General features: G+C 41.9%; 25 protein-coding genes. 3 read left to right on the top strand and 22 right to left on the bottom strand.

The window, feature by feature from the left end; all coding sequences use genetic code 11:
- Positions 1–25: 25 nt before the first annotated feature.
- The 20 genes from HWQ47_RS09255 to HWQ47_RS09160 form a co-directional block, all read right to left on the bottom strand.
- A complete protein-coding gene (locus HWQ47_RS09255) occupies positions 26–1,459 on the bottom strand; it encodes a sigma-54 dependent transcriptional regulator (protein ID WP_269970851.1) in 1,434 nt (477 codons plus the stop codon).
- Positions 1,460–1,757: 298 nt separating this feature from the next.
- Complete coding sequence (fliS, locus tag HWQ47_RS09250) at positions 1,758–2,168, bottom strand: flagellar export chaperone FliS (RefSeq protein WP_269970850.1); 411 nt, start codon at positions 2,166–2,168, stop codon at positions 1,758–1,760.
- A 10-nt stretch (positions 2,169–2,178) separates the two neighbouring features.
- Positions 2,179–2,505 carry a hypothetical protein gene (locus HWQ47_RS09245; protein ID WP_269970849.1) on the bottom strand — a complete coding sequence of 109 codons (327 nt, stop codon included), beginning with the start codon at positions 2,503–2,505 and terminating at the stop codon, positions 2,179–2,181.
- Positions 2,506–2,530: 25 nt separating this feature from the next.
- Complete coding sequence (gene fliD, locus HWQ47_RS09240) at positions 2,531–3,901, bottom strand: flagellar filament capping protein FliD (RefSeq protein ID WP_269970848.1); 1,371 nt, start codon at positions 3,899–3,901, stop codon at positions 2,531–2,533.
- A gap of 37 nt (positions 3,902–3,938) precedes the next feature.
- Positions 3,939–4,328, bottom strand: a complete 390-nt coding sequence (locus tag HWQ47_RS09235; protein ID WP_269970847.1) for a flagellar protein FlaG — start codon at positions 4,326–4,328, stop codon at positions 3,939–3,941.
- 109 nt (positions 4,329–4,437) lie between these two features.
- Positions 4,438–5,256, bottom strand: a complete 819-nt coding sequence (locus HWQ47_RS09230) for a flagellin N-terminal helical domain-containing protein (protein ID WP_269970846.1) — start codon at positions 5,254–5,256, stop codon at positions 4,438–4,440.
- A 232-nt stretch (positions 5,257–5,488) separates the two neighbouring features.
- Positions 5,489–6,310, bottom strand: a complete 822-nt coding sequence (locus HWQ47_RS09225; RefSeq protein WP_269970845.1) for a flagellin N-terminal helical domain-containing protein — start codon at positions 6,308–6,310, stop codon at positions 5,489–5,491.
- A 78-nt stretch (positions 6,311–6,388) separates the two neighbouring features.
- On the bottom strand, positions 6,389–7,579 hold the full coding sequence (gene flgL, locus HWQ47_RS09220; protein WP_269970844.1) for a flagellar hook-associated protein FlgL: 1,191 nt from the start codon (positions 7,577–7,579) through the stop codon (positions 6,389–6,391).
- 11 nt (positions 7,580–7,590) lie between these two features.
- Entirely contained in the window at positions 7,591–9,519 is a 1,929-nt protein-coding gene (gene flgK / locus HWQ47_RS09215; protein ID WP_269970843.1) for a flagellar hook-associated protein FlgK, read from the bottom strand.
- Between the two features lie 43 nt (positions 9,520–9,562).
- Positions 9,563–10,570, bottom strand: coding sequence for a flagellar assembly peptidoglycan hydrolase FlgJ (gene flgJ / locus HWQ47_RS09210; protein ID WP_269970842.1), 1,008 nt, complete (start codon positions 10,568–10,570; stop codon positions 9,563–9,565).
- Positions 10,571–10,751: 181 nt separating this feature from the next.
- Entirely contained in the window at positions 10,752–11,843 is a 1,092-nt protein-coding gene (locus HWQ47_RS09205) for a flagellar basal body P-ring protein FlgI (RefSeq protein WP_269970841.1), read from the bottom strand.
- 11 nt (positions 11,844–11,854) lie between these two features.
- Entirely contained in the window at positions 11,855–12,544 is a 690-nt protein-coding gene (gene flgH / locus HWQ47_RS09200; RefSeq protein ID WP_269970840.1) for a flagellar basal body L-ring protein FlgH, read from the bottom strand.
- 10 nt (positions 12,545–12,554) lie between these two features.
- The gene (flgG, locus tag HWQ47_RS09195; protein ID WP_269970839.1) at positions 12,555–13,343 is read right to left on the bottom strand and encodes a flagellar basal-body rod protein FlgG; all 789 of its coding nucleotides are present in this window, start codon (positions 13,341–13,343) and stop codon (positions 12,555–12,557) included.
- 10 nt (positions 13,344–13,353) lie between these two features.
- Positions 13,354–14,097 (bottom strand): flagellar basal-body rod protein FlgF, encoded by a 744-nt coding sequence (gene flgF, locus HWQ47_RS09190; protein WP_269970838.1) that lies wholly within the window; start codon positions 14,095–14,097, stop codon positions 13,354–13,356.
- A 280-nt stretch (positions 14,098–14,377) separates the two neighbouring features.
- The gene (flgE, locus tag HWQ47_RS09185) at positions 14,378–15,739 is read right to left on the bottom strand and encodes a flagellar hook protein FlgE (protein ID WP_269970837.1); all 1,362 of its coding nucleotides are present in this window, start codon (positions 15,737–15,739) and stop codon (positions 14,378–14,380) included.
- Positions 15,740–15,768: 29 nt separating this feature from the next.
- Positions 15,769–16,584, bottom strand: coding sequence for a flagellar hook assembly protein FlgD (flgD, locus tag HWQ47_RS09180; RefSeq protein ID WP_269970836.1), 816 nt, complete (start codon positions 16,582–16,584; stop codon positions 15,769–15,771).
- A 13-nt stretch (positions 16,585–16,597) separates the two neighbouring features.
- Positions 16,598–17,014: a flagellar basal body rod protein FlgC gene (gene flgC / locus HWQ47_RS09175; RefSeq protein WP_269970835.1), complete on the bottom strand. Its 417-nt coding sequence runs from the start codon at positions 17,012–17,014 to the stop codon at positions 16,598–16,600.
- Positions 17,015–17,016: 2 nt separating this feature from the next.
- The gene (gene flgB / locus HWQ47_RS09170; RefSeq protein ID WP_269970834.1) at positions 17,017–17,415 is read right to left on the bottom strand and encodes a flagellar basal body rod protein FlgB; all 399 of its coding nucleotides are present in this window, start codon (positions 17,413–17,415) and stop codon (positions 17,017–17,019) included.
- Between the two features lie 338 nt (positions 17,416–17,753).
- Positions 17,754–18,587, bottom strand: a complete 834-nt coding sequence (locus HWQ47_RS09165; protein ID WP_269970833.1) for a CheR family methyltransferase — start codon at positions 18,585–18,587, stop codon at positions 17,754–17,756.
- Positions 18,588–18,705: 118 nt separating this feature from the next.
- Positions 18,706–19,626, bottom strand: a complete 921-nt coding sequence (locus HWQ47_RS09160) for a chemotaxis protein CheV (protein ID WP_269970832.1) — start codon at positions 19,624–19,626, stop codon at positions 18,706–18,708.
- 210 nt (positions 19,627–19,836) lie between these two features.
- Here HWQ47_RS09160 and flgA point away from each other — a divergent pair, with 210 nt between their 5' ends.
- The 3 genes from flgA (at position 19,837) to HWQ47_RS09145 (ending at position 21,385) form a co-directional block, all read left to right on the top strand.
- A complete protein-coding gene (gene flgA / locus HWQ47_RS09155; protein WP_269971710.1) occupies positions 19,837–20,544 on the top strand; it encodes a flagellar basal body P-ring formation chaperone FlgA in 708 nt (235 codons plus the stop codon).
- Positions 20,545–20,627: 83 nt separating this feature from the next.
- Positions 20,628–20,954 carry a flagellar biosynthesis anti-sigma factor FlgM gene (gene flgM, locus HWQ47_RS09150; RefSeq protein ID WP_269971709.1) on the top strand — a complete coding sequence of 109 codons (327 nt, stop codon included), beginning with the start codon at positions 20,628–20,630 and terminating at the stop codon, positions 20,952–20,954.
- A gap of 5 nt (positions 20,955–20,959) precedes the next feature.
- Positions 20,960–21,385: a flagella synthesis protein FlgN gene (locus HWQ47_RS09145; RefSeq protein WP_269970831.1), complete on the top strand. Its 426-nt coding sequence runs from the start codon at positions 20,960–20,962 to the stop codon at positions 21,383–21,385.
- Positions 21,386–21,635: 250 nt separating this feature from the next.
- Here the strand turns inward: HWQ47_RS09145 and HWQ47_RS09140 are convergent, their stop codons facing one another.
- Together HWQ47_RS09140 and HWQ47_RS09135 are read right to left on the bottom strand one after the other, a co-directional pair.
- On the bottom strand, positions 21,636–22,082 hold the full coding sequence (locus tag HWQ47_RS09140) for an LPP20 family lipoprotein (protein WP_269970830.1): 447 nt from the start codon (positions 22,080–22,082) through the stop codon (positions 21,636–21,638).
- On the bottom strand, positions 22,079–22,705 hold the full coding sequence (locus HWQ47_RS09135) for a FlgO family outer membrane protein (RefSeq protein ID WP_269970829.1): 627 nt from the start codon (positions 22,703–22,705) through the stop codon (positions 22,079–22,081). The genes HWQ47_RS09140 and HWQ47_RS09135 overlap by 4 nt, the downstream gene beginning before the upstream one ends.
- Between the last annotated feature and the right edge of the window lie 284 nt (positions 22,706–22,989).

Below are 22,989 nucleotides of genomic sequence, written 5' to 3'. Positions count from 1 at the left end.
TTGTTAAACTTGATATAATTCAGGATTATTCCTTCCCCATACCATATTTTCTCATTTTTTCAACAAGTGTGGTTCGCCTAATTCCTAGCATTTCAGCTGCTCTGGCCACCACATTATCTTGCTGCTCTAAAGCTTGTCTGATCATGTCAATTTCAAGCTCAGCTAAGAGGTCTTTCAAATTCACGCCTTCAGGTGGAAGTTCACTTGGAAAACGTGATTCAGGTATCTCAATAGGCTCTTCATTACTGAAAATTGAAGCTAGCGCGTCACGCTCCAACTCCTCTTCACTCACTTCAACACAGTATTCAGGTACATCAATATGACGATATTTGATTGGTAAATCATTAACGTCGACCAAGCCACCAGGATACAGAATCGTCAAACGTTCTACCAAATTTGATAATTCACGTACATTACCGGACCAAGCATGTTCTTTTAATGATTCAATTGCCCTTTGTGTAAAGCGTACTTTTCCTCGTCCTTCATTATAAACCCGACTAATGAGTTCCTGTAGCAGTAAAGGAATGTCATCTTTACGTTCACATAATGCAGGCATCTCTATGGGGAAGACATTTAAACGATAATAGAGATCCTCTCTAAAATCTCCATCTACTATCATAGATTCAAGGTTGCGATGAGTTGCAGCTACAACACGTACATCTGTAGCAATAGACTTACTTCCGCCAACACGTTCAAAAACACGTTCTTGCAGCACTCGCAATAATTTAACTTGCATCTGCAGGGGCATATCACCTATCTCATCTAGAAAAAGCGTTCCCTTTTCAGCTAGTTCGAACCGTCCTTTACGTGCGCTTATCGCACCAGTAAAGGAACCTTTTTCATGACCAAAAAGCTCACTTTCAAGCAGTTCAGCAGGAATTGCACCACAATTTACAGGTATAAAAGGACCATCTCGGCGATCTGAAATATAGTGAATATTTCTAGCAACCACCTCTTTACCTGTTCCAGACTGTCCAAGAATAAGTACCGTTGCATCTGAAGGTGCGACTTGATTTATCAAGTGACGCACCTGAGCGATACCATCACTTCTTCCAACCAGACTTCTAAACAACTTTGTCTGATTAACGCTCGTCGGAATGTTGGGCCGTTTAGCTTGGACAAAAACCTGACAAAAATGTAATAGCTCCGTCAGTTGAGGATAATTAAGTGGTTCTTCAATATGGCCGAGTATATTTGACACAACGGTGCCTTCCATACCCCCAAGTAATAATATGGGCTGCCATGGTGAAGTCACCGCAAGAGATTGAAGTAACTCTTTAGACTGAATGTCAGAGGAGATGATAAGGGCTCTAAATCGAGTGTTCTGAATTCGCAATTCAAATTTATCGACTGCGACTAACTCAACTTGCTCACCCAAAAATTCAAATACACACGACAAGCGATTAATTCGCTCAGACTGGTTACCGACAAGTAGAATTCGTTGATCTGTTTGCATCATTCAAAAAGCCGTAAAGCGCTCGTTATTATTCGCATTAATTATAAGTGTTTGTTGCTTCAAAAAGCGGAGTAGTATATTCCAGTACATATTTAACAAAATAACTACCGTGAGGAATAGTGTATTATCAGCAAGCTATTAGCAAGTGCCTGATGCATTTTATGCTCCACTAAATTGATTTTAGCAGAACTATTTTAGTTTTTCTGAATTTAGTCAACGAATTATGGTTTGAATGTCAACTTTTTGACTGGAGTCAATGAAACAAGGGGCATTGCCCCTTGTAGATATATACCTATAAAGATTAAATAGCTTCAGTATGCGAAGCCATATGATGCATTTCGGGCGGAATTGCATCCCAGCCTTCTTTTATTGTTTTTAAGATATCGCTGACATCATCAATCGCACGTACATCATTATTGATGTTTGCTTCAGAAACACGTCGTAACATAAAATCGTAGAGATCGGAAAGGTTACCAGCAATATCACCACCGGCATCCATATCCAGACTGTTATTTAAGCCTGTTATTAAACCTACGGCCTTACCTATATAGATGCCTTTATTGGCTATATCATTGTTTTCTATTGCATAGCGACTTTGTGCTAGACGCTGTAAAGCACCTTCAAACATCATCTGTATTATTCTGTGTGGTGAAGCGACCGAGATTTCACTCTCAACAGATACTTTACGATATGATTGCAGTGACTTTCTCATAAATTCCTACCTATTTAGCATCGATTGATTTGTAAACACTAATTTGACGTTTACTTTTACTACTCAGATGCATCAACTCTTGTCTATGCCGCATTATAACTTTAGCTCGTTGCTCAAAACCATGAGTTAACTCTAATTGTTTCAGCCACATTGTTTTATCTTCAGGCTGAATATTTATAAGTAACTCATTAAGCAAAAGTTGACGCCTACCAACTAAGTCAAGCAAGTTTGATACCAACTCATCCGCCAGCTCATTTTCCGCAGGTTCTTTATCCAAAATAGTTAACAACTCAGCGAGAGATTTGTTCAACGCTTCCAACTCAAGAAAACTCGTCAAATTTCACTCCAAAATAATAGATGTTTTAACTTTGAGCCCTAACAACTCCAGGAAGGGAGTTGAGCCCATTGATAATACCACCAGCTTGTTGGTTTAGCTGACCAACAACAAGATCCATGGCATTAAACTGTTTGAAAAGTCTAGCTTGCAGTTGTTCCATCTTTAATGAAAACGCTTCTCGTTGATCGTCTAATCTCTGTTTATCACTAGTATAGGCATTATTTCTGGAATCGATAAGACCACTGGTTTTAACATAACCTTCTACAAGATCATCTAACTTAACCGCAATTCCGCTTGTCTCCGTTGAAAACAAGCCTTCAATACTACCGATATCTTCATCGATCACTTTATCAAGTTTTTCACTGTCTATAGTGAGTTTTCCATAGCGATCTGCTGAGATTCCAATATCGTAAAGCGCAACGGTTTCACCATCTACGGTCACTCGAGAGCTGATCAGATTACGGGTTTGAGACTCTATAGAGCGGATCATAGAGTCCCCTTGAAGCGCTGCTGCGGTCTCTTTTTCTATATCATAAGCACTAAGCTTATCGATAGATCCCATAAGACTATTATAAGCATCGACAAAACCAGTGATGTTCTCTTTAATTCCCTCTTTATCCAGTTCAATTTTAACTGTACTAGTGGTATTCAAATCTTCAGCAGTAAGAGATAGCGTAACGCCAGTAATGGCCCCCTTAACCTCATTGGTTTGAGAGGTTAACTCCTGACCATCTACATGGATAATTGATGGCTTAGCAACTTGAAGTTCGATTAAGTTCGCACCACCAAACATATCATTCAGCCCAGAACCAACAGTATCATTGGCAACCAAGGATATCTGACTATCTGTTCCTTCCACATCTGAACTCAGCACCAATCGACTTCCAAGATCACTGGTAATAATCGTTGCTGTTACCCCAACGTTATCAGTGGCGTCATTGATACTTTTGGCAATATCTGCAAGTGAGTCGGTTGCTCCAACAGTGACAGAAAAACTACTACCATTAACGGTTAAATCTAGGCTTCCTTCTCCAACAGGTATTGTAGGATCAAGGGTATTGGCCCCCGCGACTTTATGGGCAGTTGCTAATTGTTTGACTATTAAACTGTAACTACCTGTCTGGGCTGTTTTATCTGCCGTAGCAGTCAAAAACTTGCTGTCACCAGTCGATACCGTTTTCTGGTTAATATTATTGCCATCTTTAAGTTTTTCTAATGCATCCTGAAAAGTCGACAAAGCGCTTTTTAAGGTGCCTATTGCTGACACTTTTGCATCAATAGTTTTTTCCGTTTTATCAAAAATAGCTTCTTTAGGCAATTTCTCAGCATCAACTAAAACACCGACAATAGTGTTGATATCGAGCCCTGAACCTATTCCCGTCGCTGTTAATGCCATAAATACCTCATAAATCTATAATGTTAAAACTGACTATTTACGCTTCAGTCTTCATCAGAAGACCCGTTACTTCAGACAACTTCTGTGCTAATTTCAACGCTTCTTCATTAGGGATTTGTCTAATGATATCACCAGACTCAACGTCCATAACGCTGACAATATTCTTACCTGAACTCTCGTCGATTTTAAACGCTAAACCTTTACGCATCACTGACATCATATCAGAGAGATCTTCGACCAATTGCTGCATTTCAGCTTGACTGCTTTTTGACTGAACTTCAGTATCCTTTTCAGTCTCCTCCACCGCTTGAATCGTTGCGCGGCGCTCCAACTCAGTACTCTCTGCAGCCGTCGATTTTACTGGCGCAGTAGCGACTTCTATTTTAGCCGTTGCAGTGCTGGATGAGTTTGTAAAATTGATATCCATAACTATATTCTCCTCTCACCAAATAACTTCACTGTCCTAAAAAGAACAAAGGGAGATCCGTAACCGAACCTCCCTTTCAACTATATCATCAACTAATCTTTAGTTAATATTATAGTAGTGATAGAGCAACTTGAGGTAACTGGTTAGCCTGAGCTAGCATAGCTGAGCCTGTTTGTTGCAATACCTGATTCTTGGTCATTGCAGACGTCTCTTTTGCAAAATCCACATCTACAATTCGGCTCTTAGCATCGGCTACGTTTGCCTGAGTATTTGCACTGTTACTGATGTTATGAGCAAGACGGTTTTGAATCGCACCTAAGTCACCACGTTGAGTATCAATGGTCTTAATGGCTTTATCTATAGCACCTAGAGCTGAAGCTCGGTTAGCCGACGTTGCTAGAACAAGAGCCCCAACTGACAATGAAACTTTATCCGTTTTCTTAACGGTAATTTTAATATCTTCACCATCTTGGTGACCAACCTGGAAATTTTTACCCGCAGAGAAACCACCAGTCATCAATTTGGTATTACCAAAAGCGGTATTAGTACCAATATCATTGATTTCATTTACAAGCTGATCCATTTCAGCTTTTAATGCTGCAATATCATCTGTACTGTTTGCACCGTTTTCAGCCTGAACAGTCAAGTCACGCATACGTTGTAGCATGTTAGTCTGTTCTTGCATCGCGCCTTCTGCAATTTGAGCAATTGAGATTGCATCATTTGCGTTACGCATACCGACTTCGAGGCCACGAACTTGACTATTAAGACGGTTTGAAATCGCTAGACCTGCCGCATCATCTTTTGCGCTGTTAATACGTAAGCCGCTTGATAAACGCTCCATAGAGGTGGCTAAATTACCACTAGAACTATTAAGGTTTTTCTGTGCTTTCAGTGATGTGACGTTCGTATTTACTGTAATAGCCATAATTTGTTTCCTCTTTATACCTGGCTTGAAACGTTGCCTGTCTTCTTAGCCAGGCGGAGCATTTGGGTTACAGTATATTTAACGGCAGAGGATTTTTTATCTTTAATCTTTTTTGATAAAAAAGTAAAAATAAAATAAATCATAACAAATGAACAGAAGAAATAATTGATAAAACAGATAACTAAAAGCGACTCCATACTTACATATGCGAGTCGCTTTATGGTATGCCACGTTACCCTAAAAGAGAAAGTGCTACCTGTGGCAGTTGGTTCGCCTGAGCAAGCATCGCTGAACCCGTTTGTTGCAGTACCTGGTTTTTCGTCATCGTCGCTGTTTCTTTAGCGAAATCGACATCTACAATACGACTTTTGGCATCGGCAACGTTAGCTTGGGTGTTGGCACTGTTGCTGATGTTATGTGCTAAACGATTCTGCACCGCACCAAGATCAGCTCGTTGAGTATCGATGGTTTTAATGGCTTTATCGATGGCAGCTAATGACGATGCACGGTTTGCTGACGTGGCATTATTGAGTGCGGCAACGGAAAGTGTGGTCTTATCTGTCTTCTTAACAGTAATTTTGACATCTTCACCATCTTGATGACCAACCTGGAAATTTTTGCCCGCTGAAAAACCACCTTGCATCAGCTTTGTATTACCAAAAGCCGTACTGGTTCCGATATTATCAATTTCTGTCACCAATTGATCCATTTCAGCCTTTAGCGCGACTAAATCGTCTGTACTGTTTGCACCGTTTTCAGACTGAATGGTCAAATCACGCATGCGCTGAAGCATATTAGTTTGCTCTTGCATCGCGCCTTCAGCAATTTGTGCAATAGAGATTGCATCGTTAGCGTTTCGCATGCCTACTTCCAAACCACGAACTTGGGAGTTTAGACGGTTTGAAATAGCAAGACCTGCCGCATCATCTTTTGCACTGTTAATCTTCAACCCACTGGATAAACGTTCCATTGACGTAGCTAGATTACTACTGGATGTATTCAGGTTTTTCTGCGCTTTCAATGATGTCACATTCGTATTAACTGTAATAGCCATTTTGACTTCCTCTTTTAGTACAAGGCCAAGATTGCACCTTGGCTAAATTAAATTGATTTATAGGTTCAATATTGAGGTCTATATATAATCGAACAGTGAAACAGACCCTACTTTGCTAAACACACTTGAAACTGCATTTAAAGCCAACTGCTGTTTCTCAAACTCCGTAATCGCCGATGCGTAATCAAGGTCTTCCAACATAGAGAGAGTCGAGCTATTCACTAACTTTTCCTCTACATGTTGCGTACTGTAACTGTCTAAGCTTTTTAGGCTGTTCCCTGTTTCGCTTCGAGCAATACTTAATTGATTGACACCACTATCAATATTATTCAATATCTGTGCCAACTCAGATACACCTTGCGGTGTATTCACTTTATTTGCATCTTCGATTAAGGCAATCGCTTGATTTATGGTGTCAAAAATACTCACCTCTGATTGAGGCGTAATTGAAAAGCTATCGCCATTCGCTGGCAAGCCATCTAACTTCACTTCCATACCATTGAAAGAGACTGGATTAGCAGGATCGAAACCGACTTCCGTCGTCACTAAAGCAGAACTTGAATCCCTAACTTCAAGATTTGCTCCAACCATAGTGAAGGTATAAGTATCTTCAACATAAGTAGCTTGACTGGTGATTTTTGCACTATCTACTGAAAAATCACCCACTTGACTAGCCAGATAATTGGCGCTGTAATCTCCCAGTCCACTAGGTGCATTCATAAATGCCGTGTCACCAGGAATGTTTGTCGCGACCGTCACTCCAGACGCAATAACGGATTGACGTGCTCCATTGTCACCGCTGTATACGATATCTCCTGCGTTATCAAAAGCAAAAGGCTGCTGACCAGTTTGATTACCACCAAAAATATAATTACCTGATTCATCTCTAGTATTCGCTACAGCAAGAAGCTCTTCTAAAGTGCCACGCAACTCATCGGCAATCATTTGCCGCTCTGAAGTCGACATACCACCATTGATTGCACGGATCACTTGCTCTCGTGTTGAAGCCACTAATGTTTCAGCAGTGCCCAGTTTACTTTCACTCAAACTAAGACGATTATTGGCATAGTCGATATTTTTCATAAATTGATCGACTAAGGCATTTTGCTGATTCAGATTATCGATACCAAGGGAGGCAACAGGATCATCCCCCGCTGTATTAACTCTTTTACCACTCGAAAGCTGATCTAAAATCTTACTCGTAGACGTTTGCTTATCTAACACGCTATTGATAGTTTGGTTAAACATCTGTGAAGTTGAAATTCTCATATTCTCCTCCCCTATCGAACTGAATTAAATAAAGTGTCGAAAATCTCTGAAGCTGTGGTCATGATTCTTGCTGACGCTTGATAAGCTTGTTGAAATCGAATTAAGTTGCCAGCTTCTTCATCAAGGTTAACTCCTGACTCACTCTGGACTCGATTGTAAGCTTGAGAAAACACAGCTTCGGCCGATCCAACGGCTACCGATGCGGCCTTGGCTTTACCGCCGATAACTAATTTAGTGCCTTCATATACATCAGCTAATGTTGAGCCACTAGTATTAGAGCCACCAGTGTTCATCAATTTAGCTTCACTAAGTTTGGCCATTGCCACAGCATTGCTGTTATCCCCTTCGGCAAAAGCGAAATCAAATGTGAAACTCTCTGTAGATGTGGATGTAGTGTTAACATTGAAACTAAAACCATTACTGGTGATTGTCGGTGGTGTATAAGGCGCTGCAGCACTCACTAACGTACCGGATGCATCGAATACGGTAAAAGTATTGCCGACTGGGTCTATCTGATACGTCAGCTCAGATCCAGTCAGAGGAAGATTGGCGTTATTTCTATCTATGCTGACAATTTCAACCTGAGTATTTCCAGAGTTAGCGGCTCCGACAGTAATATTCGGGCCGGCAGCGGCGATCCCTTTCGGATCGGTCATCTCAACTTTTATACCTGCTGCAGCCCCCGCCGAAGGGCGAATTTCAAATTTATCACCATCGGCAAACGCACCTGAATCGATGTGAATCGAAAAACCATCACCACCATCAAGTTGAGTGCCATTTAAAATCAGCGGCGTGACGACACCTGTGCTCGTATCTTTAAGCTCGTATGTTGCAGGAGTGGTAAAAGTCAGATCATAACTTGACCCGTTTAATGCGGAAGTATCATCAATGTTAACCCTAAGGTTTACATTCCCTGTATTGGTACCAAACCCACCGACACGGCCAACTGACATACTAGGGTCATTAATATCAGTAAAGATATTTTTACCCAGCGCACCTGAGAGATCAAACCCTTGAGACTGGGCTTGATTAAATGCATCCGCGACACCTAAAGCAAGTTGGCCTATTTCAAGTTGAGCTTGTACTAACGTATCATCACGAAACTCAAATAAAGCACCAAGCTGACCACCCATCTGTGTAGGGTCAATCACCATGGTCGCCGAACCTGCAGAACTCGTCACTCTCAACTCTCCAGGATATGGATCACCCACAGTTGTCCCGATTGACATAGACACTTCACCGGAGACTAACATCACAGCCCCCCCTAACATGACGCTTTTTGCCCCGGTATCTAAAGGGATCACGTTAACTTGTGAGTACTGACTCAACTCCTGAATCAAAGCATCTTGTTTGTCTAGTAAGCTCATGTCCTCGCCTTGGGACTTCATTAACTCCTGATTTATATGACCTAACTCTTTACCGATCTCATTAATACGGTCGGTGATACCAGAGATCTGATCATTAGTTTGTTTCATCTGGCCATCTAAATGAGATTGCATCTGATTCAAACCACTGGCAAGCTGATTTGCCGAACCTAATACGCTCCCTCTGATCCCAAGATCATCAGGAAGATCCGCTAAACTATTTAATCCAGCAAATAGATCATTAAGACCTTGAGGAACAGACTTACCAATTTGTGAAAATAGTTGATCCAACTCATTTAACTTAACTTGAGAGGTCTGAGCCCCACTAACACTGGTTTGACCTATTCTCAGCTCTCTGGCTGCATAATCGTTATAAATACGTTTAACATCAGAGATGTAGGTTCCAGCACCATAGAAATTGCCACCAAGTTGTTGATTATCTAGACTGGATTGTTCTGCGACTTGCCTGTGATAGCCTTGAGTATTGGCGTTAGTAATATTATTACTGGTCACTGCTAGTTGAGACTGAGCAGCCAACACACCGGTCCGTGCGATATTAAGAAGATCCATACCCATTACTTGGCACTCCTAAGCTGCTGGATAATGATAAACAGAGTTTTCATTGTGCTTCCCTAGGTAAAACTGCTTGTATCTCTGAAGAAAGCGACTTCATTACCTTCATCACCTTGTCTGCATATTTCGGATCAGTGGCATAACCAGCATCTTGTAACGCCTTTATAAATTCATTTGGATTGGCTGCTTTCTTCATTGCCTCTTGATAGCGAGGTCCTTCAGAGATGAAGCTCACAAAGTCATCAAAACTTTGTTTAATATTATCGTACACACGAAAATCAGCTCTTTGTTGTACAGCGATCCCTTGGTCGAACTCTAACGTTTTGACTGCGGCTTTATTTCCCTGCCAACGATTATCAGCCTTGATGTTAAATAAATTATTGCTTGAATCGCCGCTGGGTCGTTTCACCATCTTCTGGCCCCAGCCTGTCTCCAACGCAGATTGAGCGATGAGTACTTCGGCTTGAGTTCCCAATGCAGCAGCAGCTTTTTGGGCATGGGGATAAAGTTGAGCCACAAAGTCATTGCGGTCATTGAATGTCATATTCGAATATGGCACCTCTGACGGCAATTGTTTGCCTGATAAGACAGTTTGTAGCGGATCACTTGCCGCTTTCTTATGGGACTCAGATTGTGGGCTGGATTGAGACTCAGATCTTGCAACACGACTCATCACCATCGTCTGCTCAATACCGCCACCAAGATTGCCATCATTACGTAATACCGATGAAGGAGTAACCTTGCTGGTCTCTGGAGAAAGCTGCTGTATCATCAAATCTGCGAGCCCTAACATCCCTTTATCCGAGAGATTCAAAGACATCTGTTGATCATGCATCTGTTCATAAAACTTGGTGTACTGACTATTCATTGGGCTGTCAGATTCAAAAGCAGCATTAGCTTCACGCATACTTTTCATTAGCATCTGTACAAAAATACCTTCAAACTGTTGAGCGACCTCTTTCAAAGCTGCCTTATCATTTTTTTGGGCTTTAGCTCTAAGGGAATCTAGACCTCCAAGGTCCAAAAAGTGAGAAGAATTTGACAGCTTTTCCATAATGTATTCCAGCTATTGCGACAATAAATAGACGTTTATAACTACATAATGCAAAAGACATACCAGTTATCTAAGATAATTCTCGTCCTGTTAATGTTCTTAAAATCTCTCCTTCAGAAACATTAAAGGCCTAGTCGATAAACTAAGCCTTTAGATTGGAAGATAATGATTCTAATTAAGATTAGATTATAATGAGCTCGCCATGTAAGGCTCCGGCAACTTTCAATGCTTCTAATATCGCGAGCACATCCGATGGTGCAGCTCCGACCAAATTAACCGCCCTGACCAACTCATCGAGAGTCGTACCGGGATTGAACATAAACATACGGCTGTCTTCCTCTTCGACATCCACAGTACTATTAGCCGTCACCACTGTTTGCCCGCCAGCCAGAGGATTGGGTTGCGAAACCTGAGTGGCTTCAGCAATCGTCACCGTCAGACCACCGTGAGTCACCGCCGCAGGCAGCAAACGAACACCTTTACCGACAACTATCGTGCCTGTACGCGAGTTTACGATCACTTTTGCCGATTCAGTGGCGGGTTCTACTTGAATATTCTCAAGAGTGGCAAGAAAGGAAACACGTTGTGAAACATCCCTTGGTGCACTGACTTGAACTGATGCGGCATCCAGAGGCCTCGCCATTCCTGGACCAAGCAGTTCATTAATGGCATCGGCTAATCTCTTCGCCGTCGAAAAGTCTGCACGGCGCAGGTTAAATGTGAGGTGATCACCCGTTGAAAATGGTGTGATCACGGTTCTTTCCACAATTCCACCGTTAGGAATACGACCCACTGTCGGTGTATTTTGAATTACTTTAGACCCGTCCAACCCCTCAGCACTAAAGCCACTGACAACCATACTTCCCTGCGCAATGGCATACACATTGCCGTCAACCCCTTTGAGGAAAGTTTGCAGTAATGTGCCTCCTCGCAAACTTTTCGCCTCTCCTAAACTTGAAACCGTAACGTCAAGAGTTTGACCTGGTTTAATAAATGCGGGCATTTCAGCACTAACCGCGACCACGGCAACATTTTTAATTTTTGGCCTTAGGTTATCCGGCAAATTAATGCCGAAATTTTTCAGCATAGTTTTAAAGGTTTGTTCTGTGTAAGTTGTTTTCTCGCCAGTTCCAGGCAAACCGACAACTAAGCCATAACCTATCAATTGGTTCGTTCTCACACCTTGGACATTGGCAATATCCTTTATCCTCTGTGCTTGACTAGTACCTGAAACTAACAGCAAAACAAATAGATAAAATAGTTTAAGTTTCATTTTCATTCCCCTTAGAAAGGCCACCAACTGCCCATAAAGAAAGAGCTTAACCAGCCCACTTTTTGAACCTCGGCAAAGGTCCCCGTTCCACTGTACTGGATCCGTGCATTGGCGACGCGTGGAGAGTCGATAGTATTATCTGGACGTATATCCTGTGAACGAACAACACCAGTAAGGCGTACAAACTCATCACCGTTATTAATGCTTATCCATTTTTCGCCACGAATGACTAAATTGCCATTATTCAATACCTGCATTACATTTGCGGAGATACTGCCAGATAAGCTATTACTTTGATCTGCATCAGATTGCCGTTTAGTGTTCATACTGTCTGAATATTTCAAATCGATAGGTTGCCCACCAATCGTAATATTACCACCACCTGCATAGATAGGATCCAAACTTAAGTCCGTGCCTTTTTTAATCTCATTGTTAGCACTTTTCTTTGCTTGAGTCTGCTCCATTAGGATCACCGTAATGATATCACCCACCTTCAAGGCTTTAATATCTGAATAGAGGCTAGATGCTCGACTGTCCTGGTACATTGAACCTGTTGCCGCAATTTTAGTCGGTGGAGCCTCTGGGTAAACCGGGGCATAATAAGGGTCGTCTGCAATGGGTTTTCTCCCCGTTGAACTACAGCCTACTAATGCTGGCATAAACAATATTATCAATATGCCCCAAAGCAATAACTTATTCATGTCGATGCCTCTACAAGTTTTGATTAACATATGACAGCATTTGATCGACAGCAGAGATAACCTTAGAGTTCATCTCATAAATACGTTGACTCTCTATCAAGTTCACCAGTTCTTCGGTCACATTAACATTCGATGTTTCCAATGCTCCCTGACGAATGGCTCCCATACCATCTAACGAGGCAGTTCCCTGAATGGGTGTGCCACTGGCTCCCGTTTCAGTATATAAATTCTGACCCATAGGATCTAATCCACTTGGATTAATAAAGTCGGACATAGTTAACTGACCAACCACCTGACTCTCTGCAGTACCCGGCGTTTTAACTGAAACTTCACCCTCAGCAGAAACCGTAATACCTGTTGCATTATCCGGAATTGTAATTGAGGGCTGAACCACGTAACCGGAACCAGAAGTCACTATTTGCCCCGTATCATCTAAGGTAAATTGTCCATTTCGGGTATAAGCTGCGGTCCCATCTGGTAACTGGATGTCAAAAAAACCAGGCCCTTCAACCATCAAATCTAAAGAGTTATCAGTGGTGAGCATGTTGCCTTGAGTAAACACTTTTTGCGTGGCAACCACTTTTGTCCCCGCACCAATATTAAGACCGTTAGGCAGCTTAGTATTTGATGCGCTCACACCGCCAGCCTGATTGACGGTTTGATATAAGAGGTCTTCAAAAACAGCACGACTTTTTTTATAGCCAACGGTACTGGCATTAGCCACATTATTGGAGATCACTGAAATGTCTGTTTGCTGGGCATCTAACCCAGTCTTACTTATCCATAACGCCGGATGCATAATATATCTCCTAGCTAATGCGCATTAACGAAGCTGATGCTTGGTCCATCTCTTCAGCAGTTTTCATCATTTTGACTTGCATCTCAAATTGACGTTGTATACTAATCAAAGACACCATCTCATCGACAGCATTCACATTACTGCCTTCAACAGCGCCACTTTCAACACTAACAAATGGATCTGCGGGTGCTATCTCTCCTGACATCTGTCTGAATAGACCATCAGCACCTCTCATCATGTTTTGATCGCCTGGGTTAACTAACTTAATTCGACCCACCTCTTCAATCACTTCAGCTGTTGCCCCTAATGGCCTTACCGAAATAATGCCATCTTGAGCTATTTCAACTTTCTCAATAGGAAGCGGTAGTACGATAGGACCGGAATCCCCCATTACTGGGTTTCCTCTGTCGTTACGTAATAAACCAGAGGTATCAAAACTTAAACTCCCGGAACGAGTATATGCTTCACCCCCGTCGGCACCTTGCACAGCAATCCAACCACTGCCATTAACGGCAATATCAAGATCCCGTCCAGTCGTCTTAATCGGACCAGAAGAAAAATCTGCCGATGGGCTCTCTGTCATTGCAAATACTCGGGTTGGCAAACCTTCACCAAAGGCTTGCATCGAACGGGCTTGTGCCATACTGGCTTTAAAACCATCAGTATTGGCATTGGCTAAGTTGTTCGCACGAACCGCAAGCGAATTCATATTCTGCTTAGCGCCGCTCATCGCGACGTAGAGTAATTTGTCCATCCGCTCCTCCGTCAATCTTTCACTTAATTCTCTATATTAAATAATATAGAGCAAATTACGTGCCAATTAGAAAGTCTCGCAGGCTAAGATAAAGAGTCAACAGATGACGGAACGCTGGCGCTTACGGTAAAAACTTAAGACTAATAAAAAAGCAAAATCAATTATTTGATTTTGCTTTAAATGTACGGCATTACTTTTGACTTTACTGTGAGCGAAGCGTTCCGTAACCGCTAGTCGTATTCGCCTTAGCTTTTAAGCCACGGCTTGTTCTTCTCAGCGATTAACGGATCTGAAGTATCGTCTGCTGCAGCGTATTGTTTACTTCCAACGTTCTCGAGTTAGCCTGAAAATTTCGTTGGGCAGAGATAAGATCCACCAGCTCAGTCGTCAAGTCTACATTTGACTGCTCAAGTGCTGACGAACGTATACTGCCAAATGTACCACTGTTTGCTTCACCTGCGAGTGCAATACCTGAATCTAAACTGGCCTTCCAAGAGGTGTTTCCCACTTGAGTCAAACCTTGTTCATTAGCAAAGCGAGCCAGAGCAACTCGGGCTAGCGGTACTGTGGAACCATTACTATAACTGGCATTAATCAGGCCATCGGCGCCCACTTCAACATTAGTCAAACGACCCACGGTGGTGCCATCTTGAGTTAATTCAGTCACTTCAAAAGTAGACGAATATTGAGTCGGATTATTGAATTTAACCGTCAAACTCTGTGTACCATCGGCTCCAGGACCTAAAACACCAGCACCATTAACACCTAACTCTTCAGTTAAGATAACAGCGGGATCGCTTCCAGTATAAGCACCGGTATCATTATAGGTCATTACCGAACCTTTCCAGCCACCAGCATTTGTCGCAGTGCCTGTACCGTCAGCAGTTCCATCACTGTTAGCATCGGTCTGGTACGTACCTGCGGCACCGGCCAAATCAACTTGTTTACCATCAACGGCATAAAATGCGACCCAGTGGCTTGCACCCGTGTATGCCGCTTGAGGTGGACGAACAAAATAGGTTGTCATAACATGAGGCTCACCTAGAGAGTCATACATAGTCACCGCTGTCGAATTGTTATAAGTATCACGGTCATTGGGATCAAATGCAGCGGGATCTAATGTTGAATCTGCCGCATTTAGATTCATCTGTATGCCTATTCCATCTGTTTTCTTTGGACTACCTGCCGAATCTGGAATAATAACGGGACTCGTTGTGGTTAAGCTCACAGAAGTCGAATTCCCATCTTTATCTACACCGAACGTTTGCAAGAAATTACCTTGAGAGTCAACCAAGTAGTTATTGGAGTCGACCTTAAAAGCCCCTGCGCGAGTAAAGGTGTGGTCTTGTGAATCCAATCCACTAGATGTGACAAAGAAACCGCCACCATTGATCGCCATGTCTAAGGCATTATTGGTAAATTGTAAACTACCTTGATGAAACTGCTGAGCAACCTGACTCGTCGTAGCACCACCACCAACCGCAGTTTTACCATTAGCAAAAATTGAGTTTGCGTAAACATCAGCAAACTCAGCTCTAGATTCTTTAAAACCGATGCTGTTAACGTTAGCGATGTTATTCGCTGTAGTATTTAAGTCTTTCTGGGCAGCGGAAATACCACTCAATGCTATGTTAAACGACATAATTCACCTCGATTTAAATTCATTTCTAATTAGCTTTCAGAGACAGCTAAGACATCACCAATCTTAATCCCGCCAACCCCACGTAAATTAAGGATGGCACCAGTACTGGCCGTACCTAATGAAACGCTGGTGACATGGGCATAAGTTGAAACGGCCAGTTCTTCACTCTTACCATCAACCTTACCGGAAGCTTTGATGGAGTAATTGCCATCGGCTACTGGTTCACCATTTTTATTCAGTCCATCCCAACTGACATCGATATTTCCCCCCGCACTGCCATCAACAGTAAAAGTCTTAATCAACTGACCGGTATCATCCTCGACACGCACTGTGATACTTTCGATTGTTTCAGGAGTACTGATAATCCCTTTGATCTCTCGACCTTCAGCTGAGACATTACCTGTATCTGATGGAATTAGTACTTTTTGCCCGACGAGACCTGAAGCTTGCAGCGCTTGGCTTGACGTCATAACAGTATTCAGATTAATAATTTCATCATTGAGATTATTAATGCCATCCACTGTCGAAAACGAAGCCATTTGTGCAATCATCTGGTCGTTATCGACGGGCTTAAAAGGGTCCTGCATCGACAGCTGTTGACTCAGTAATGAAAAGAAATCCTCCTGAGTCAACTCTTGATTATTTGGCTCTGGGGTCGATGATTCATCAGGAAGACGAATCGCATCAATAAAAGGATTACCTGTTGTTGAAGTCTGCTCAGCACTTTGAGTTGTAGCAGCTTGAACCGCCGATGCTGTTTGTTTTGCTGGCGCCACAGACTGATTTGATGTCTGCGAAGTTCCACCTAACGTTTGCGCACTATTTAACGGATTAATGAGGCTCACTGATTACCTCCTTCTATTTGCCAATTCTGAGAGTTTGCTGAAGCATTGACTTCGCCGCTTCAGCTACCTGGACATTCATTTGATAGGAACGAGATGCAGATATCATGTCGGCCATCTCCTCCATCACATTCACATTCGGTTTATAAATAAAACCATCATTATCAGCCATTGGATGATTGGGAGAAAACTCCTTCTGCAAAGGCGCATCACTCTCAACAATGCCTTTTACTACAACAGATTGAGAAGACTGTTGCTGGTGGCTGGCTTTGGCCATTTCGGCCTCAAAAATAGGGTGTCGAGCACGATAGGTTGCATCAATACTACTGGAGACAGAATCTGCATTCGCAATATTACTGGCTGTAGTATTTAACCTTACCGACTGAGCAGACATCCCAGAACCCGAGACATTAAAGATATTAAATAAGCTCATAATTAATCACCTCTCAAGGCTTTTTTAAGCCCAGAAAATCTACTGTCTAAAAATCCTAGAGACATTTGATACTCAAGTGCATTCTGCATAAATTCTGATTGCTCTTGCTGAATATCGACCGTATTTCCATCACCAGTATCAGGCTGATTTGGCACTCTATAGCCATAATGTTGCTCAGAGAGGGCGGCTAGATCAAAATGTTTGCCGTCATTACCCGTCATAACAAGACCACGTTGACGGCTCGTTGCGGCTTGCAGAGCCTTATCGAAATCAACATCACGGGCTTTATAGTGAGGAGTGTCGGCATTAGCGATATTAGAAGAGATGACCTCTGCACGTTGGGCACGGATCCCAAGAGTGTATTGGTGAACTCCTAACGCCTTATCAAAATTAATCGCCATAAAATTGCCTCCTGAACTTGTTGACAATAATGTAGCAATAGTTGTGCCAAAAAAGGGAGGAAGATTCGAGGATGTTGCTAGACAGCTCACTGGGCGACGGAAAAGTCGCCAGCTAGGAGAAACAAATTGAGATGGACTCTGTCCAACTCAATTCCTTTGGTTGATTTTGCTTGAAGTGAGCTGGTGAACGTACCCGTAGCCAAGATGTTGGCATCTCGCAGCGAGATTGAGAGTATCCTAGAAGATACTACACCCCTAGTTTATCGTATTGATGTTATAAATTAATCCTGAGAACGCCCTCGTAACCAACTTATTAACGAGCGTCCTCGCACCTGCAATTACGTTTTCTTCTGATAATAGATGCCGGGGTTACAGCGAACCATATCAAACTCTTCCGTTAAACCGGCAATTGACTCAGATGCGCCAAGAAAGAGTATCCCTTTGGGGTTTAAAGCGGCAGCAAATTGCCGCAATATTTTCGCTTTTGCCTCAGGAGAAAAGTAGATAAGTACATTACGACAAAAGATAATGTCAAATTTACCCAGCAAGGTATAACTTTCAAGCAGATTGTGAGCTCTGAAATTTACCAGGCGCTTAACATTATCATTGATCACCATAGTGCCGTTATTGGTAGCCGCAAAAAATTGACGTTTACGCTCATCAGACAAACCTCTTCCTAAGGCTAGATTGTCATATTCTGCATGCTTACAGCGATCCAACATCGACGGTGAAAGGTCGGTTGCCAAAATAGATGCGTTGCCAGGTAGACTGCCAGGTTTCTTTTGTTGGTACTCAAGAATAGTCATAGCCAAAGAGTATGGCTCTTGACCTGATGAACATGCAGCAGACCAAATCTTTAGAGGTCGTCCAAGTCGACTGTATTCAGGTAACAATTTATTAGATAACAACTCAAATGGATACCTGTCTCTAAACCATAAGGTTTCATTTGTAGTCATGGCATCGATCACAGAAGCTCGTAACTGTCGCTCCGTAGGTCTCATGGAATGCTTTACAACTTCTGACAACGAAGGAAGATTATATTGCCCCATCAAAGGTGCTAGGCGACTACGCACTAGATACTGCTTATTATCACCCAACACAATTCCACTGTGTTGTTCCAGAAATAACCTAAATTGTGTGTATTCAGTTTCAGCAAGTGATTTGTTTGGCACCTTGGTGTCCTAATATCAGTAAAATAGGCTATTACAGCATTTAATCGTACAGAGCGCTGGTTTATACATTAGCAGTAAAAAAGAAACAAGCTTAATATAAAACAGCGCACAACAATCATTATAAACTCAAGTGCTTATTCACTGCTGCTGCAAGTTCATCAGGGTTGAATTTTGCAATAAAATCATCTGCACCAACTTTTTCTACCATAGCCTGATTAAAAACTCCACTCAATGAAGTATGCAGCACAATTTTAATATCTTTTAATTTCGGATTATCCCTTATCTCCGCAGTTAGGGTATACCCATCCATTTCAGGCATCTCAATATCAGAGATAATTAATGGGATCTCTTTTGACACATCATCCATCTCTTCAGCCATCTTGGTTAGTTTATTCAGTGCATCTTTACCATCAATGGCTGTATCAATTTGCAACCCCAATGCTTCAAGCGCACGAATAATCTGCTTTCGAGCCACTGCAGAATCATCTATCACCATAATATGGAAATACTGTTCTTTATCTATGGTTAGACTCTCACTAAGTTCCTGACTAATTTCAGTCTTAACTGGTGAGATCTCGTCGAGAATCTTTTCAACATCTAGGATCTCAACCAATTCTCCTTCAATCTCAGTAACAGCCGTTAGATAGGAGTATTTTCCAGAGCCCTCTGGAGGCGGCATAATCGCCTCCCAGTTCATATTAATGATACGTTCAACTGATCTGACAAGAAAGCCCTGAATACTTCGGTTGTACTCAGAGATAATAATAAAGCAACCATCGATATTCTCGATAGGGCGACCACCCGTTGCCGCACTCAAATCGATAACCGAAATAGTTGCCCCGCGAATATGAGCAACACCTTTTACGAAAGGATTTAGTTTAGGTAAACTTGTAAGAGGTGGGCATTGGAGTACCTCTTTAACTTTGAACACGTTGATTCCAAACCTTTGGCGACCGTTAAGCTTAAAAAGTAGAAGCTCTAACCGATTGGCCCCAACTAACTGGGTTCGTTTGTTAACTGACTCAAGAATACTTGACATAATACGCTTGCCTTGTCGTCTTTTGGATGCTGACCTACATTTCATTATTCAATGAGTATAGGCATATTAATTGCTTAAGTAGATAGACCTCACAACCAGACCACTGAATTAGTCAAGTTTCTGACTCATTCTCTCGATTTGAGAAATGTAAAATCTCGGTCTTTACGAAAGTATAGGTGTAATCTAGTGAATCAAGCTAGTCTATTCATTATGAAAATAAAAAATATACTCATTTTATTTACGGTTTTCTTTTCTATACCGAGCTTTGGCGCAAGTCAGGCTAGTATACCCAGCTTATCGGCCATATCTAAATTAGCTATAGAGGTTATAGAGAAAAAGATAAATGTTGCTGATGGAGCTAAGATTAAAATTACCCCCCAGAGCTTAGACTCCCGTCTTACCCCACCTTTATGTTTACCACCAATAAAAGCAGAACTCGCGACAAATAGGGCAATAAAACGAACAAATACTGTTAAAATAAGTTGTGATAGCCCGCAGCTGGATTATCCTTGGCAGATATTTCTCTCCGTTCGTGTCGACATTCTTTACCCGGTTGTCGTAGCAAGAGAAACCTTAGGGCCTGGTGATCTACTTTCTAGTGGCGATGTTTCAGTTCAATATGTAGACCAAACCTATTTAAGGGGACAGCAATTTGATACTGTCGAACAGGTTATCGGTACGCGAGTAAAACGGCGAATTCCGCCTAACCAACCTATTTTTAGTAACAACCTCTGCTTTGTTTGCAAAGGTGATATTGTATCCATATTCGCACGTTCACGGACTCTAGTGATAAAAACAGTAGGTGAAGCACTACGTGATGGCAATTTAGGTGATAGAATCCGTATCAAGAACACGAATTCCAATAAAAGCCTACATGCTACAGTGATCGGTGTCGGTGAAGTTGAAGTTAGAATGTAATAACAATAAAAATTTACTAAAGCTCTATCCATCACTGCCGATATATGGGTATGTTCTTCCTTTTTTACTGCTGGAGCCTAATGATGGCTATTAATATTAAACAAGTAAATACAGCTGCAAACTCTCATATTGGCAAAACATCGGCGAATAAAACCGATCCCCAAGCAAACCAGACAAATAGCAATGCGAGTTCAATTAGTTCTCCACCAAAAAGTGATTCAGTTTCAATCACTTCCAAAGCTCAGCAATTGCAAAACATTCAATCAAAACTCGGTGATATTCCTGAAGTCGACAAGAAGAAAGTAGCTGAAATTAAGCTTGCTATCGCAGAAGGTCGCTACAAAGTTGATCCAGAAAAATTAGCGAGTAATATTGCTATGTTTGAAAATGAACTTAAGGATCTTAACTAGTTTTTATGAGTCAATTATCTATCATCATTGAAAAACAACACCGGCTATTACAAGAGTTAAAAGTAACGATCTCTGAAGAAAAAAGCGCACTAGTTAATCAAGATGCAGAGCTTTTACTTTCTCTCGCTTCCAGTAAAGCTAAGTTACTTGATGCCCTTAAGGCCAACGATGACAACTTGTCATCTCAACCTGATATCGCGAGTTTGTCATCTGATCCTCATTTAATTGAGCTGGTAGATATTACCAAAACAAAACTCGCAGAATGCCAGCAACTTAATATAGAAAATACCAGCTTAATCGAGCTCAATATTGCCAGCGTTAATCGCTTCGCTCAAGCTCTGCAAGTGAGTCGAAATGCGTCGAGTCTAACCTATAATGACAAAGGCAAGACTTCAACCATATCCTCATTAGGCAACAACTTAAAGGCTTAGCAAGCTGAACGAGGTTATGGCTCTACAAAGCACGAGTTCTCACTGGACTATCGGTTAATTTCATCACTCCTGAATCGTTCCCTATTGCACCAAGCTGACTCAATAGTTAGTCAACTCAACGTCATTCAGGCTTTCAAATTAATGAAAGCAATGGTAATCGTCAGAAATTCGACACCTGATAGGCTCGTGTAATGCGGGTGATAAAAAAGTGGCAAGAGATTACTTGCCACTGAAATACTAAAAACGGTCTTTAAAAATAGGTCACACTCTTTATTTTCTGAGGTCTGCTATTTTGTTGGTATAGCGCCCAAACCTGAGAAAAGTCCAGTTCCAACTCAGTCACATAATGCTCACCAGCAGGGTAACTTTTTACCACTTTCGCCCCTCTAATAATGCCTGTCACTGACGCTTGAATGGTGTTATCGGTCAACATCCAATCATTCACCTGACTGCTGGCAGACAACTCCTGGCCATACACCTGTTCAGCTAACTCACGGTATGCAGCGATTTTAGATGCTTGCATCGCCATCAACACACGTTGTGACTTATCCTTTGATGGTTGAGAATCCAAGCTCGCGTAACCTATTGCAGTGAGTTTAGGAAAACTTTCTGGTTGTTGAGTTTCCCACTCAATGTATCGATCATCAGAGGCACAGCCCGATAGTGCAAGCATCATCAATATTAACCATCTATTCATTTCAAACCTCCAATCACCTGCACCTCTTGCATTCCCATATGGTTATTTCGGTAAAGCAAACCATCTTGAGATACCACTTTCTCTGAAGACCTTAAATAACCAGGTAACTGCGTGAGCCCAAAACTCGCTTGGGAAGCCGAAACAACCCGGTTATTGGTTATATTAACAATTCTAGCATTCACGACCATGCCTTCGCTGCTCATGCTCATGGTGGACACTAACACATGTTCAACGGCGATATCTGCTGGCAACTGTTGCCAATTTCTTGTCAATATAAAGTCACCTTCAGGAGTCACACGTATATTCTCGCCCACACTAATATCGACCAAACTGAATTGATGTTGATGCATCGCAGCAGTCAAACCTTGCTGAAGTTGAAGACCCACTGCGTTGGTTTTATTTAGATCTGCCAACAATACAGGCGTTGACACCAACAAAGGTTGATTAGACCGTAGAGCATCATTTTGCCTCACCAACTCATTTACTATTTGCTCAGACATGTGATTAATTGCCGAACTTGACGGCAATCGATTGCCGTCATCAAGTATAGACTTAGTTGTGTGCTTAACTTGAGCACAACTGCTAAGAAACGAGACAAAGAAGATAAGCAGTATGATACGCATGGCTAAACCCTAAATTAAACAAACGAAAAATAAACAACACTGATGGCTAAATCAGCAAAGTTAATGACATACACTAAACCAATATCGGTTATTTCTTAAAGAAACAGCAAGTATCAAGCCAAGTAAAAGAGTCATCCCATTTAGCCCAAAGAAACTAAATATCTGTAATAGCATTTTATCGGCCCTAGCGAACATAACTTTACAGCTCTTTATCTTTCTATCATCCCTTATCTCTGACTTACAGGCACACAAATTGCTTTATTAACCATAAGGAAACGAAGCGC

Origin of the sequence: Shewanella sp. MTB7, from assembly GCF_027571385.1 — a bacterium.
Lineage (GTDB): Bacteria > Pseudomonadota > Gammaproteobacteria > Enterobacterales > Shewanellaceae > Shewanella.
Note: the sequence above shows the minus strand (reverse complement) of the source record. Positions and strands in the feature narration are given on the sequence as shown.

Bases quoted from the DNA above. Each gene is read 5' to 3' on its own strand.
- HWQ47_RS09255 (WP_269970851.1), bottom strand. From the start codon at position 1,459: ATGATGCAAACAGATCAACGAATTCTACTTGTCGGTAACCAGTCTGAG.
- fliS (WP_269970850.1), bottom strand. From the start codon at position 2,168: ATGAGAAAGTCACTGCAATCATATCGTAAAGTATCTGTTGAGAGTGAA.
- fliD (WP_269970848.1), bottom strand. From the start codon at position 3,901: ATGGCATTAACAGCGACGGGAATAGGTTCAGGGCTCGATATCAACACT.
- HWQ47_RS09235 (WP_269970847.1), bottom strand. From the start codon at position 4,328: ATGGATATCAATTTTACAAACTCATCCAGCACTGCAACGGCTAAAATA.
- HWQ47_RS09230 (WP_269970846.1), bottom strand. From the start codon at position 5,256: ATGGCTATTACAGTAAATACGAACGTCACATCACTGAAAGCACAGAAA.
- HWQ47_RS09225 (WP_269970845.1), bottom strand. From the start codon at position 6,310: ATGGCTATTACAGTTAATACGAATGTGACATCATTGAAAGCGCAGAAA.
- flgL (WP_269970844.1), bottom strand. From the start codon at position 7,579: ATGAGAATTTCAACTTCACAGATGTTTAACCAAACTATCAATAGCGTG.
- flgK (WP_269970843.1), bottom strand. From the start codon at position 9,519: ATGGGTATGGATCTTCTTAATATCGCACGGACCGGTGTGTTGGCTGCT.
- flgJ (WP_269970842.1), bottom strand. From the start codon at position 10,570: ATGGAAAAGCTGTCAAATTCTTCTCACTTTTTGGACCTTGGAGGTCTA.
- HWQ47_RS09205 (WP_269970841.1), bottom strand. From the start codon at position 11,843: ATGAAACTTAAACTATTTTATCTATTTGTTTTGCTGTTAGTTTCAGGT.
- flgH (WP_269970840.1), bottom strand. From the start codon at position 12,544: ATGAATAAGTTATTGCTTTGGGGCATATTGATAATATTGTTTATGCCA.
- flgG (WP_269970839.1), bottom strand. From the start codon at position 13,343: ATGCATCCGGCGTTATGGATAAGTAAGACTGGGTTAGATGCCCAGCAA.
- flgF (WP_269970838.1), bottom strand. From the start codon at position 14,097: ATGGACAAATTACTCTACGTCGCGATGAGCGGCGCTAAGCAGAATATG.
- flgE (WP_269970837.1), bottom strand. From the start codon at position 15,739: ATGTCGTTTAACATAGCATTGAGTGGTATTTCCGCTGCCCAGAAAGAC.
- flgC (WP_269970835.1), bottom strand. From the start codon at position 17,014: ATGAGCTTATTTAATATCTTTAATGTCTCGGGTTCTGGGATGTCTGCT.
- flgB (WP_269970834.1), bottom strand. From the start codon at position 17,415: ATGGCGATTAATTTTGATAAGGCGTTAGGAGTTCACCAATACACTCTT.
- HWQ47_RS09160 (WP_269970832.1), bottom strand. From the start codon at position 19,626: ATGTCAAGTATTCTTGAGTCAGTTAACAAACGAACCCAGTTAGTTGGG.
- flgA (WP_269971710.1), top strand. From the start codon at position 19,837: ATGAAAATAAAAAATATACTCATTTTATTTACGGTTTTCTTTTCTATA.
- flgM (WP_269971709.1), top strand. From the start codon at position 20,628: ATGGCTATTAATATTAAACAAGTAAATACAGCTGCAAACTCTCATATT.
- HWQ47_RS09145 (WP_269970831.1), top strand. From the start codon at position 20,960: ATGAGTCAATTATCTATCATCATTGAAAAACAACACCGGCTATTACAA.
- HWQ47_RS09140 (WP_269970830.1), bottom strand. From the start codon at position 22,082: ATGAATAGATGGTTAATATTGATGATGCTTGCACTATCGGGCTGTGCC.
- HWQ47_RS09135 (WP_269970829.1), bottom strand. From the start codon at position 22,705: ATGCGTATCATACTGCTTATCTTCTTTGTCTCGTTTCTTAGCAGTTGT.